We start from the raw sequence: 12002 nt of genomic DNA, 5'->3' as shown, positions 1-12002 counted from the left end.
TTTGTGGATGAAACTTTAGGACAATTTAACAGCAAATTTGCGAGACTTGAAAACTTAAAAAGGCGGCGTGAGCAAATTGAAGAAGCTCTTTATTCGGGAGCGCAATCAGTCCGCCATGGCGATAAGCAAGTAAGCAATCGTTCTGTTGAGGAACTGCGCAGAGCGCTTGAGATGCTGAACACACAAATAGCGGACCTTGAAGGACGCAAGCGTTCACGCGTTTTCTATTTTAATATATCACGAGGCTATTAATGGCTGGCTTTATCAATAAACTCACGGGCTTTTTTACAATTTCTCGTCAACACAATCCCCATTTTGAAGCTGCAAGTAAAAGCCGTCGCATGAGTGGTTTTGACCCCGCAAAAAAACATATCAATAAAGCAATTGAAAAATGCGGCGATACCATTGTTGCCCGTTCAAGATGGCTTTATGACAATGAATCTCTTTATGGGTCTGCAACAGAAGAATGGGTCTCTGCAGCTGTCAGTGATGGGATTAAACCTTATCCTCGTATTGAAGGTTTTCAAGAAGAGAAGAAAAAGCTTTTAGACTTATGGTGGCAATGGGTTGATGAGGCGGACTATGATGAAGATGCCAATTTTTATGGACTTCAAGCAACCATTGCACGAGAAGTCTTTTTAACCGGAGAATGCTTTGTAAGATTACATTATGTTGATCTCTACGGGCGCTCTGGTGTGCCTCTTCAATTGCAAGTTTATCCCACCGAAATGTTGGACCTTTCCTACAATGGACCGGCTGAGATTGAAGGCAATTACATTCGTATGGGGATTGAATTTAATGCCAGTGGTAAGCGTGTTGCTTATCATTTCTGGGAACATCACCCCTATGATGATTGTTCTGCAAGCACAGTCTTTGAGAGTCAAGAGCGCGTGCGTGTCCCTGCTGAAATGGTCATTCATATCAAAGAGCGCCGTATTGCCGGACAATTGCGCGGTTCTCCCAAAATAACGCGCTCTATGACAAAGATCTTTCAACTCGAATCCTATGACGACGCAGAACTTGATCGAAAAAGGACGGCGGCTCTTTTCGCGGCGTTTGTCAAGGACAATTCACCAAACGTCGAAAAATTACCCGATAATCGTGATAAAAACAACGTTGAAGAAGAATACAAAGCACCTGTCATTGCGCCCGGTGCATCTATTTATTTAGGAGAGAATAAAGAGGTTACATTCTCAAATCCTGTTGAGGTTGGTGGCTCTTATGAGGCTTTTCAATTTCGCAATATCTTGAAAATTTGTGCAGCACTTAATATGCCTTATGCCGTTGTGACAGGGGATGTTACGCGGGGGAATTTTTCCAATGTGCGAACCTCCATCATTCAGTTTAGACGGCACGTCAAACAATGGCGTGAACATATCATTGCCTTTCAGTTTAACCGCATTGTTTGGGAGCGTTTTGTTGAAATGACAGTGCTTTCTGGATGTGTCAATTTGCCAGGGTGGGAAGAAAATCCCTTGCCATGGCTTCAATGTGAAAGCTTTGCGCCCCCGCTTGAAATGATTGATCCAAACAAGGATATTTCAGCAGAAAAAGAAGAAATCCGTGCAGGCTTGAAGACACGACGTATGGCACTTGCCGAACGCGGCTTTGATATCGACAGCATTCATGCCGAACTTGAGGAAGAGCACACAGATGCTCGCGCGCGCGGCTTATCTTTTGATACGGATATAACAGCGCCCTCTGGTGACAATCAAACAATTGATACCACAGATTCAGATCATTCTGAGACTTATGAAAGCAATCAAGGCAGCGAGGCACATGCAAATGGCGAATAATCTTGATATGCCGTTTTTGGCATCACGGCTTTTTGGGGTTCCACACATGCTTGCCGCCACAAAGCTTGATATTATTCTCAATGCCCTTGCGCCACGTCTTTTTGAAGGGGAAAAGTTTCCCATAGGAGCCTTTTCGGAAAGGAATGGGGCTACTTTAAGACCCCCTGAAACTTATGTGGTGCAAAACAATATTGCCATAATACCGGTTCATGGCACGCTTGTGCGCCGCAGTGCATGGCTTGGGGCTTTATCGGGATTAACTTCTTATGAAGGTTTGGGGGCTTCTTTTCGTGAAGCCATTGCACAGCCTGATGTTTGCGCTGTTTTACTTGATATTGACAGTGGTGGTGGAGAAGCCGGCGGCGTGTTTGATTTAGTTGAAGAGTTTCAAACACTCTCAAAACAATATGCCAAGCCTATTTGGGCACATGCCAATGAATTTGCCTGTTCTGCAGCTTATGCCATTGCTTGTTCTGCTTCTCAAATCTGGGTTGCACGCACCGGTGTTGTGGGCTCGATTGGGGTTGTTTGCGCCCATCTTGACCAATCCCGTGCGGATGAGAAACACGGGCATAAATGGACTTTTGTTTTTGAAGGCGATCACAAAGTTCATGGCAATCCTCACGAACCATTGAGCGATACGGCACAGATAAAAATGCAAGCCGATTGCGCCCTGCTCTACGAGATGTTTGTCGATTTGGTTGCAAAAAACAGACGCTTAAGTGCTGATGCAATTCGTGACACAAAAGCAGAAACTTTTATAGGCAGCCAAGCTCTCAAGCTTGGATTAGCAGATGCGCAAGGCACACTTGCGCAAGCTTTGGAAGCCTTAACGGATTCCATATCACAAACCCCAACATCAACAACAAAAGAAGGACAAAACACATGGCACGCACACAATACCGCGCCCAAGAAGAGGACGATGAAAAGATTGTCGACACCATCAATGACGAGGAAGAAGACGATAGTGACGTCGACAAAAACGCCGAAATCTTTGACGAAGAAGAAGAAAACGAAGATGAGGATGAAGACAATGAGGATAATGAAAACAAGCGCGAAGACATGAAAGCCGTGCTTGAAAAGGAAAGAAAACGCGCACGCGCACTGACAAATCTTGAAAAGCAAGCAAAGCGCTTAGGCGTTTCTTTTGATGCCGCAAAAGCAATTAAGGACGGCATGAATGTTGAGAAGGCACGCCAATGTGTTTTGGCGGCTGCTAGCTCTCAAAGCGCATCTTTAAAACTATCGCCTTATGCTCCCCATAGTGATGGGGCGAGCAAGGCAAAGATTCATGCAAAATGGGAAGCAGCTTGGAGGGCAGTGAAATGACAAATATTATTTATGACGACGTACGCAATGGCGCTTATCTTGGACCCTACAACCCTGACATGTCAAACGAAGAAGTGGTGTTTGCATCAGGAGCAATTGTTGAGGCTGGCACTGTTATGGGAAAGGTGACAGCAACGGGAAAATACGTTCCCCTTAATCCAGCAGCCTCAGATGGCAGTAAAGTGCCGGCGGGTATTTCTTTTGCGACTGTTGATGTGACAGAGGCAGATCAACGCGCGGTGATTACAGCACGCTTATGCACTGTAAAAGCTTCTGAACTGCTATGGCCAGATGCCATCACGGATGAGCAAAAGAAAGCAGCCATTCAGTCTTTAGAAGACAACAACAAGATAATGTTGCGATAGGAGAATGCACCCATGGATATGAACTTTTTTAAACATGATGCTTTCTCAAGCATCACCATGATGAAAGCCATCGAAAACTATGAGTTTCAACCTGGTCTCATTAGTTCTCTTGATCTTTTTGAGGAAGTGGAAACAAGCACCACAGTGGTTGGTATTGAGAGACGTGACAATACATTGTCATTGATTCAGACAAGTGAACGTGGTGCCCCCTTGGTTGAAGGAGACAGAGATGGTCGTAATCTTCGATTTTTCAAAACAACACGGATTGCCAAAAGTGACACGGTGAAAGCAGAAGAAATCCAAAATCGTCGAGAATTTGGAACAGAGGATCAACTTGAGAGTGCGATGAAATATATCGCTAAAAAACAAAAAAAGCTTATTTCTGAAATTGAATTGACATGGGAAAATATGCAGCTTGGGGCTATTCAAGGTGTTGTTCTCGATGCTGATGGATCAGTGATTGTTGATTGGTATAAGGAATGGGAGATTATACCACCAAAGCCACTTGATTTTAAATTGAACAAAGATGAGACAAATGTTGCTGACCACGTTGATCAAGTCATTATGAAAATGATTGAGGCTTCAAAGGGTGCGTTTACGGATCGTTCACGAATTGTTGGTCTTTGCGGAAATGAATTCTTTTCCAAATTAAAAAACCACAAAACTATTCGTGAAACCTATTTAAATACAGCCTTGGCACAGACATTGAATAGTGCAGGGGGTGTTGCAACACCAAATGCTATTGGATCGGGCAGCTTTGGCAGTTTTGATTTTGCTGGGGTAACTTTTATTAATTACCGAAGCATTCACAATTACAACGTTAGCGCTAAAGCTGGGACAAAACGTGCAATAGGGATTAAGCCTGATGAATGTCAGTTCTTTCCCGTTGATGCACCTGGTGTGTTCCAGAAAACCTTTGCTCCAGGGGAAAGTCTAGACTTTGTTAATACGGTTGGGAAGCCTCTTTACACTATGTTGATAGTTGATCACGATCGCAACGCATGGGTCAAGCCTGAAGTGTACAGCTATCCTCTTTATATTTGCACACGTCCTGAAATGCTCTTTAAGGCCGTTATAGGGGAAAAATAAGATGTTATGGCATGGGCTGCTTAAGCAAATGGTGAAAGATGTACGTAATACCTTTGGGCAGCTCATCATTTATACACGAAAGGAAACAGGGCGATCTTTCCGTATTACAGCGATTTATGGCATCAAGCATTCAGAATCGGAAGCTGGCGGTAGAACATTTACGACAATCCCAAGAAAAGAACTTGATGTTTATATCAATGACATTGGCGGATTGCCGCCAAAGCTTGAGGATAGTGTCATTGTTATGTCTTCTGAAAACACTGGAAATACCCTTCAAGAGCATTTCATTGTGGCAGATGTGAAAGCTTCAGAATCCGGAATGTATAAGCTGATTTTGCGGGAGGCGTCTGTTTAGAGCAGGGTAAATATCACAAAAATATCTCAAAATTTATTGGATTTTTCAAGGGTTCGAACTACTGCAACAAATCTAGGAGTTGCGGTAAATGCGTAATTAGAAGGTACGCCAGAGTAGCGATAAACCTGACATCCCTCACGTGTGATTTTTACTAATTTAATTTTTTTCCAAGCAATCCTTTCATGCTCTTCAGGGCTTTCAAACACAATGGCTTGATCTGTTACCAAAAGACGCCCACGTGCTATAACTACCGTTTGTTCTATATTGTTAATTTTGCGCCTGACAACGAAATTGGTATACTCCTGAACTCCCAACAATTTTTCATTGCGCGCTAAACGACAATCATATTGATGAGCATCAAGTGCTGGCAACATTTCAACAACGTGTGAAAAATCAGAAGAAGGACGGATATGACGGAACAGTATTGAATGTTGTATTGCAACTTGTTCTTCAAAATGTTTGTTTCGTTTGTATCGCCAATAATGATATAAAGTGGAACATGCAAAAAAAGTGAAGATTATTAACAACGTCCATTCTGCAAAACTTAGCCCACCATTTCCGTCTGATTTATTGTCTTGAATAGAGGTAATTTGCTTATCAGTATTCTCAGCTGGCGCCTGAGTCACGCTTTTATCTTGAGTAGCAACATCTATTGATGAAGTCGAAGAGGAGGTAAAAATTTCATTATTGTGTGCAACTTGTTCTGGTTTATTTTTGTGTACAGAAGCACCCACTATTGCAGAGCCGAGAAATAATAGAATTCCAATACCAAGGATTTTAAATCCCTTTTTCCGCCGTTCTTTCATACACACTAAAACGAGTCCGACAATCATCACCAGTAATGATGAGAAACATACAATCATTGCAATTGTGTCGAGCACATTGAGCATTATTTACCCCTCCGCTATAAATAAAAAAGAAAGTTGATAAATTCGAAGTGAGTCGACAAAAAAAGTAAAGATGTGCTTATCATTTTTAGAAGAAATTATATTTCTACTTGACAATATAACAAAAATTTGTCTATCCTCGAATCAGGTGCTTCAAAAACACCTTGAGCGAATAGCGGATGGATTGCCGAAACAATCTCTTTTCCGCACATTAAAGACTTTGACTCGTTATGCGCTTACTGCGTATAATGATACTGTCGGGTGTGGTTACACTATACAATACCCTCACGGGGAAAGTGTAACGACGGACTATTCGCCGTGTTTTTGAGCACCCGGCACTCTCTCAGAGTGTCAATCAAAAACATTTAACGAATAGGAGTTCACGGTGAATACTCTCATTAAAATATCAAAACAAACAGTTGGACAGGAAATTGTTCAAACAGTAAACGCACGTGAATTGCATGCGTTTTTGGAAGTTAAATCCGAATTTAGAAATTGGATTAACAACCGTATTGAACAATATTCTTTTATTGACGAACAAGACTTTACAACTACGGTAAAATTTTACCGGGGTGGGAAATTAAGAGATTATCACATCACCTTAGACATGGCAAAAGAGCTCGCCATGGTGGAGCGCAACGAAAAAGGCAAACAGGCACGACAATATTTTATTGAATGTGAACGGCGTGCAAAGCAAGTATCAGCACCACAAATTGACTATTCGAAACCCGAAGCATTACTTGGTGTCTTGAATCACTTACAAAATCAAATTGAGCAGAAAGATCATGTTATTGCAGAATTAACTCCCAAGGCAAAAGCACTTGAAGGTTTAACCCGCTCTGATGGTTTATTTGGTCTGACAGAGGCAGCTAAGGTACTGGAGGTACGACCAAAAGATCTAACGAATTATTTGCGTGGGAATGATTGGGTGTATCGTCGTGCCCCAGGATCTCCGTTACTGCCTTATCAGGATAAGATCAAGAAAGGCCTCATGGATTGCCCTACGATCACGATTCAAAAACCTGATGGAACAGAAAAAGTCTTGCCTTCAACCAAGATTACCGCAAAAGGCTTGGCATGTTTAAGAGAACAAATCCACGGAGGTATACAATGAATACTGATATCGACTCTTTGTGTGATTTGTGGATAGCGTTATTTAAGCTTTGCAATCGTGGTAGTGTTGAAGATGAAGAGTGTACTGCTATAGTCAATACCATGAGCGTAGTAGAAAAAGCTCTGGTTTCAAAGATCAAGAAAGATGCGCATATTGTTAAGCTTTTAGTGGTTCTCACAGACTTTGGAGATTCAGAGTTTCCTCGAGGTATGGATTCTTTTTTGAAAGCATATAATCCAAATTTAGAAAGCCTTGTTAAGAAAGTGGCTTAACCTTATCGTAAAGCTTATATCTTCCCGTCATTAAGGCGGGAGGATAATTAAAGCACACATTTAAAATTATCTATTTTAGAAAATTCTTCTGCTTTTTCTGATTGCAAAACATTGACGTCGTAAGCAGCTTGCATATTAAGCCAGAATTCAGCTGTTGTATCAAAAAAATAGGCTAATCTTAGTGCTGTATCAGGGGTTATTGGACTATTTTCTGCAACAATACGTTCTATCCGAGTCCGTGGAACATTTAACGATTTTGCAAGGGCATAAGCAGAAATGGCATATTCTTTTAAATATTCCTCTCGTAAAATTTCTCCGGGATGAATAGCTATATAATTTTTCATCTCGCTCTCCTATAGATCAATGATAATCTACGATTTCAACTTCATAAGCGTTATTAGAACGCCATCCAAAACAAATACGAAACTGATCATTAATACGGATAGAATATTGTCCTTGTCGACTACCTTTCGATGCTTAGAGATGATTGCCAGGAGGGCTACGTAAATCTCTGAGATCAACCGCTTTATCAAGCATAAATAATTTCCTTTGGGCTATCCGCACTAGATTCGTGGGAAAGCCTTTTGGCGGGTTGTCTTCCAAAAGATCTTTACACCGCTTATCAGCAAAGGATTCAATCACCAAATCACCTTTATCCGTTTTATAGAGACAAAGCTAGTTCCGATGACTTTTTTGTAAATCTTGTTCGATGAGATATCGGATGTAGCGTGTGTAAGGAACAGCTTGACTTTTAGCTTTTTCCTTTAAAGCTTTCATAAGTGCCTGAGGCAATCGAACGTTAACAGATGTTTCTTTTGGTAGAAATTCGAAATGAACAGGCTTAAAGTTGGTTAAATCATAATTAGTAAGATCAGCAGTATCAATAAAATTTTCTGCTTCTTCATCCGTCTTGAAAACGGGTATTTTCTTTAATTTAGTTGTTTTCATAAAAATTGACCTCCTTTTGGTGCATATAACGTGCACTAATAGGGCACACAAATAATTCGTTATTCATTTTTCTTAAGGTAAAAACCAAAAAAATGTACCGTTCGTTATAGCTTTTTCCAATAGCTCTAAACCGCTCCTCTTTATCACTTGGATCGTTTTCCATGAAGAGATTACCGGAACTAGTAAACAAATACTCGATTTCTTTTTTGGAGACACCGTGCTTAGCGCATTTAGGTCAATTTCCTTTATCCCAGTTTATGCCATGAATTTTGATGTTTAATGTCATAACGTATGTATATTAAAATGTATCCACAAATACAACAAAATAAATAAAAATCCCATTATTAAACAGGAGCGTTTATGCAGCCGAGAGAGACGATCAGGGAAAGCTTTGTTGCGTTGATAAAGGCAGCAAAGACTGCTGCTGGTGAGCATGTTTTCAATATGCGTGATTTCAACTTTTCCCCTGAGAACACGCCGGCCATTAATATCTCCACACAAAGTGAAACAATTGAAGATGGACATGATTTTGGAGCAAGGCGGCGTGTTTTAACAGTGGACGTTGAGTGCTACGACACACGAGAAAACGGTGCACATTTTGTTGACCAACTAGCATGGGAAGTTGAGGAGATTTTCTATGCTAATCCCAATCTTAACAACACAGTTGAAACATGCCGCCTGCAAAATATTGCGATGGCCTTTGGTGATAACGGTGTTGTAGCGCTCCATGGTGCAATTTTAACCTTTGAGGTCATTTATGTGACGAATATTCCCAACATGGATGAAGGAGAAGGCAGTGTAACAGCACAGTTCATTGAACCTTTCCTAGGTTTTGAACCAGAAACAGGTGTGAGAAACAAAGACAAATACCATAAAATCAAGGATAGTCATGCTTGAGCGGCGCGATAAAGAAATCACCGATTTAAAAAGACGCGTAGCCAATATGGTTGTGGTGGGTAAGATTAGCCATGTCGACCATAAAAACGCCCGCTATCGGGTAAAAAGTGGCAACCTTATCAGTGACTGGATTGCAGACACCCAAGCCCGTGCTGGTAAAACGCGTTCCTACGAGGGACGCGATGTTGGAGAGCAAGTTGTTGTTGTGTCTTCATCAGGAGATTTATCGCAAGGGGTGATTGTTGGCTCTATTCATACCGATACTAACCAAGCAGCCGATAAGGGGAGCATTCACCGAACCATTTATCCCGATGGTACCAGCCTTGAATATGATGATGAACAAAACACTTATGGAATTCATATCAAATCAGGAGGAAAGTTTATCCTGACAATCTCTGATGGCGTGTCACTCAAAGGGGATGGTGGTAAGCTAGAGCTTAGCGCACCGGATGGTATAAAAATCACCTCAGAACGTGACCTGAGTTTAAAGGCAAAGGGCAACATTTCTGTAAAAGCAGATGGAAACATTTCACTCAATTCGCAAGATGGTGTTTCTCTTCATTCAAGCAATGAGGTTTCCATCAATTCAAGTGGCTTAAAGCATAACGGCACCAATGTAGGAGCAACCCATGTTCACGGGGGTGTTTCCCCTGGTGGCTCCATGACAGGAGTTCCCAATTGAACACAGGAATGGACCGCACAACAGGAAAACCATTGGTTGGCATCGATCATTTGCGGCAGTCGATTATTGATATTTTGTCAACACGGATTGGCACGCGGGTGATGCGTCGTGATTATGGTTCACGGGTTCCTGAATTGATTGACGCACCGATTAATGATGCTTTTGCGGTTACGCTTTATGCCGCCATTGCTGAGGCTTTAGACCAATGGGAACCACGTTTTAAGCTCAAAAAGATTGATTTTAAAGTGGTTGAGGCTGGACAAGTTTCTCTGTCCTTTGAAGGCATTTATTTGCCATCAGGCAAGCCCATCACCATGGAAGGATTATTGATAAAATGAATGGAGTGCTTGCAAAACCTGAAATTATCACAGAACTTTCTTTTGAGGAAATACGTGCCGCGGCTCTTGCCCATTTAAAAGAGCTTTTGCCTGAATATACGTTTCTCGAAAGTGATCCAGCCGTAAAAGTCATTGAGGCTTTTAGTTATCGAGAATTGCTTTTAAGGCAGCGTATTAATGAAGCAGCACGCAACAATATTCTTGATTTTGCCACCGGCTCTTCTCTTGACGCTTTAGGAAATTGGCATGGTGTTCAACGCATGGAGGATGAAAGTGATGAAAGATACCGTGAACGCATTCAACTTCATGCCCGTGGTGGCAAGGGTAGCGGGACAGAGCCCTATTACAAGCTTATAGCCTTAACTGCAGATAGTCGTGTCAAGGATGCCATTATCTATCGTAAAAGTAAAGACCCAACCATCTATGTAGCGGTTTTTGGCAACAATGAAGAAGGAACGGCGTCTGAAGACCTTATACAAATAGTTTCAGAGGCTCTTCACAGAAAAAATATCATCATGACCAATGATACAATCATTGTTCACGCTGCTGTTAAAAAAGTATTGGACTTAGAAGCAGATGTTTGGCTGCTACCGGAAACATCTTTGAAAATTCTCACGCAAATGGAAGCAAATTTAAGAACCGCATGGAGACAAGAACAAGCCATTGGTCGTGAATTAAGCCTCTCATGGTGGATTTCAAAACTGATGATTGCTGGTGTTCAGAAAGTGATTGCCATTGCACCAACAAGGGACAGTACGGTTTGTGATGAAGAAGTTTTATCGATTGGTAAAATCACCTTAAACTTTAGAGGGCGTGCCCGCTAATGGTTGGCTCTCTACTCCCCACACATGCCACAGAATTTGAGAAACGCCTTGCCGATGCTTGTGATTTTCATCAAGATGTTGATGGATCTATTTTGGAGATTTCACGTGCTAAACTGATTACGCGCCCTCCCCGCTTTTTACCATGGCTGATTGAAGAATACGGACTTGGAGAGCTTACACCTTATGTCCAAAACCTCTATGATTTGATTGATCGGGGTCTTTCCTGGCAGCGCTTGCGCGGTTCCCTTGCGGCAATAGAGTTGGGGCTTGAATGGCTTGGGATTACAGCACGCTTTACACCCGCATGGACGGGGCGCGCATGGTGGAACGCGTTTCAGCTTGAGTTTGACCGCCTTCCTGAACGAACGCTCCTTGAAGCCATTGAAGCAATCGTGAGACTTTCCAAAAGTTTGCGCTCTGATTTTCGCCGTGGTGTCAGTGGTTATGATGTGCAAGCCCTGGAAGGTAATATGTCGAGGCTTGATAACAGTATGCTGGAGTATGAGAGCGGTGTGCGTATAACAGCTGGTGGCACTTTGTTTTCCTTTGGACGCACGACAGAGATTAACCATATTCTCGAAGAAGAAGAAGGCAAACTTATTGGCAATTGGATGGATGATGGGGATGAAGAATTAAGCTGGAACCTTATTGATTATCCATGGGACATGGCAAATTTTCCGTGGTGTTCGGTCAAAAAGCATGAACGCGATATACTCATGGCAGAGTGGTTTAGCAACCGCACGCTTTATCTCGGGTTAAGAGACACTCAAAATGCGGTGATTGGTTATCGCAGATGCTATGCTGTACAGCCTGTCGAACAGGCTTTGGACGGCGTTTATAACCATTCAGGAAACAGATTTAAACCCTCTAAAACAGGCACAATGTTGTTTCTTGCTGCCCGTACAGATTTTAAGGATGTTGAGGACAAACAAGCCGCCTCTGTTTCCCTTCTCATTCATGGTTCCCTAGAAGAGCAGACACCCCCTGGCAAGCTTTGGTTAAAGCTTGATGAACTGAGTGGTGGTGTGGAAATATTCAAGACGCCCATCAACATTCCTTTGCGCGCCGATGTTCGTGAACAATTCAAGATTTTATTGAGGTTTTAA

General features: G+C 42.1%; 19 protein-coding genes and 1 pseudogene. 15 read left to right on the top strand and 5 right to left on the bottom strand.

Features of this window, described 5'->3' with window-relative positions; translation table 11 throughout:
- Positions 1-3 precede the first annotated feature (3 nt).
- From V4P57_RS03930 to V4P57_RS03900, 7 genes are read left to right on the top strand one after another with little or no spacing between them, the layout of a single operon-like run.
- Positions 4-252, top strand: a complete 249-nt coding sequence (locus V4P57_RS03930; protein WP_455466400.1) for a phage head-tail joining protein — start codon at positions 4-6, stop codon at positions 250-252.
- Complete coding sequence (locus V4P57_RS03925) at positions 252-1796, top strand: phage portal protein (RefSeq protein WP_455466399.1); 1545 nt, start codon at positions 252-254, stop codon at positions 1794-1796. The genes V4P57_RS03930 and V4P57_RS03925 overlap by 1 nt, the downstream gene beginning before the upstream one ends.
- A complete protein-coding gene (locus tag V4P57_RS03920; protein ID WP_455466398.1) occupies positions 1786-2862 on the top strand; it encodes a S49 family peptidase in 1077 nt (358 codons plus the stop codon). The genes V4P57_RS03925 and V4P57_RS03920 overlap by 11 nt, the downstream gene beginning before the upstream one ends.
- Positions 2859-3125 (top strand): hypothetical protein, encoded by a 267-nt coding sequence (locus V4P57_RS03915; RefSeq protein ID WP_455466397.1) that lies wholly within the window; start codon positions 2859-2861, stop codon positions 3123-3125. Before V4P57_RS03920 ends, V4P57_RS03915 begins: the two co-directional genes overlap by 4 nt.
- On the top strand, positions 3122-3490 hold the full coding sequence (locus V4P57_RS03910) for a head decoration protein (protein WP_455466396.1): 369 nt from the start codon (positions 3122-3124) through the stop codon (positions 3488-3490). Before V4P57_RS03915 ends, V4P57_RS03910 begins: the two co-directional genes overlap by 4 nt.
- A 12-nt stretch (positions 3491-3502) precedes the next feature.
- The gene (locus V4P57_RS03905) at positions 3503-4579 is read left to right on the top strand and encodes a major capsid protein (protein WP_455466395.1); all 1077 of its coding nucleotides are present in this window, start codon (positions 3503-3505) and stop codon (positions 4577-4579) included.
- Position 4580: 1 nt separating this feature from the next.
- On the top strand, positions 4581-4934 hold the full coding sequence (locus V4P57_RS03900) for a hypothetical protein (protein WP_455466810.1): 354 nt from the start codon (positions 4581-4583) through the stop codon (positions 4932-4934).
- Between the two features lie 26 nt (positions 4935-4960).
- Here the strand turns inward: V4P57_RS03900 and V4P57_RS03895 are convergent, their stop codons facing one another.
- Positions 4961-5824: a hypothetical protein gene (locus V4P57_RS03895; RefSeq protein WP_455466809.1), complete on the bottom strand. Its 864-nt coding sequence runs from the start codon at positions 5822-5824 to the stop codon at positions 4961-4963.
- Positions 5825-6005: 181 nt separating this feature from the next.
- On the opposite strand from V4P57_RS03895, the gene V4P57_RS03890 reads away from it, so the two are divergent.
- From V4P57_RS03890 to V4P57_RS03880, 3 genes are read left to right on the top strand one after another with little or no spacing between them, the layout of a single operon-like run.
- Positions 6006-6149, top strand: a complete 144-nt coding sequence (locus V4P57_RS03890) for a hypothetical protein (RefSeq protein ID WP_455466808.1) — start codon at positions 6006-6008, stop codon at positions 6147-6149.
- 57 nt (positions 6150-6206) lie between these two features.
- Positions 6207-6935 (top strand): antA/AntB antirepressor family protein, encoded by a 729-nt coding sequence (locus V4P57_RS03885; protein WP_455466807.1) that lies wholly within the window; start codon positions 6207-6209, stop codon positions 6933-6935.
- Positions 6932-7207, top strand: a complete 276-nt coding sequence (locus V4P57_RS03880; protein ID WP_455466806.1) for a hypothetical protein — start codon at positions 6932-6934, stop codon at positions 7205-7207. Before V4P57_RS03885 ends, V4P57_RS03880 begins: the two co-directional genes overlap by 4 nt.
- Positions 7208-7254: 47 nt before the next feature.
- Here the strand turns inward: V4P57_RS03880 and V4P57_RS03875 are convergent, their stop codons facing one another.
- The 4 genes and pseudogenes from V4P57_RS03875 to V4P57_RS03860 form a co-directional block, all read right to left on the bottom strand.
- Positions 7255-7551, bottom strand: a complete 297-nt coding sequence (locus V4P57_RS03875; protein ID WP_455466805.1) for a HigA family addiction module antitoxin — start codon at positions 7549-7551, stop codon at positions 7255-7257.
- A gap of 16 nt (positions 7552-7567) precedes the next feature.
- Positions 7568-7849, bottom strand: a pseudogene (locus V4P57_RS03870) (type II toxin-antitoxin system RelE/ParE family toxin).
- Between the two features lie 33 nt (positions 7850-7882).
- Entirely contained in the window at positions 7883-8155 is a 273-nt protein-coding gene (locus tag V4P57_RS03865) for a CopG family antitoxin (protein ID WP_455466391.1), read from the bottom strand.
- Entirely contained in the window at positions 8142-8345 is a 204-nt protein-coding gene (locus V4P57_RS03860) for a BrnT family toxin (RefSeq protein WP_455466390.1), read from the bottom strand. Before V4P57_RS03860 ends, V4P57_RS03865 begins: the two co-directional genes overlap by 14 nt.
- A 170-nt stretch (positions 8346-8515) precedes the next feature.
- On the opposite strand from V4P57_RS03860, the gene V4P57_RS03855 reads away from it, so the two are divergent.
- From V4P57_RS03855 to V4P57_RS03835, 5 genes are read left to right on the top strand one after another with little or no spacing between them, the layout of a single operon-like run.
- The gene (locus V4P57_RS03855; protein WP_455466389.1) at positions 8516-9052 is read left to right on the top strand and encodes a hypothetical protein; all 537 of its coding nucleotides are present in this window, start codon (positions 8516-8518) and stop codon (positions 9050-9052) included.
- Positions 9045-9734, top strand: coding sequence for a phage baseplate assembly protein V (locus V4P57_RS03850; RefSeq protein ID WP_455466388.1), 690 nt, complete (start codon positions 9045-9047; stop codon positions 9732-9734). The genes V4P57_RS03855 and V4P57_RS03850 overlap by 8 nt, the downstream gene beginning before the upstream one ends.
- Entirely contained in the window at positions 9731-10072 is a 342-nt protein-coding gene (locus V4P57_RS03845; protein ID WP_455466387.1) for a GPW/gp25 family protein, read from the top strand. The genes V4P57_RS03850 and V4P57_RS03845 overlap by 4 nt, the downstream gene beginning before the upstream one ends.
- The gene (locus V4P57_RS03840) at positions 10069-10896 is read left to right on the top strand and encodes a baseplate J/gp47 family protein (protein ID WP_455466386.1); all 828 of its coding nucleotides are present in this window, start codon (positions 10069-10071) and stop codon (positions 10894-10896) included. Before V4P57_RS03845 ends, V4P57_RS03840 begins: the two co-directional genes overlap by 4 nt.
- The gene (locus V4P57_RS03835) at positions 10896-12002 is read left to right on the top strand and encodes a phage tail protein (RefSeq protein WP_455466385.1); all 1107 of its coding nucleotides are present in this window, start codon (positions 10896-10898) and stop codon (positions 12000-12002) included. Before V4P57_RS03840 ends, V4P57_RS03835 begins: the two co-directional genes overlap by 1 nt.

Source organism: Bartonella sp. B39 (assembly GCF_053795145.1).
This window is presented reverse-complemented; position numbering and strand designations above follow the sequence as displayed.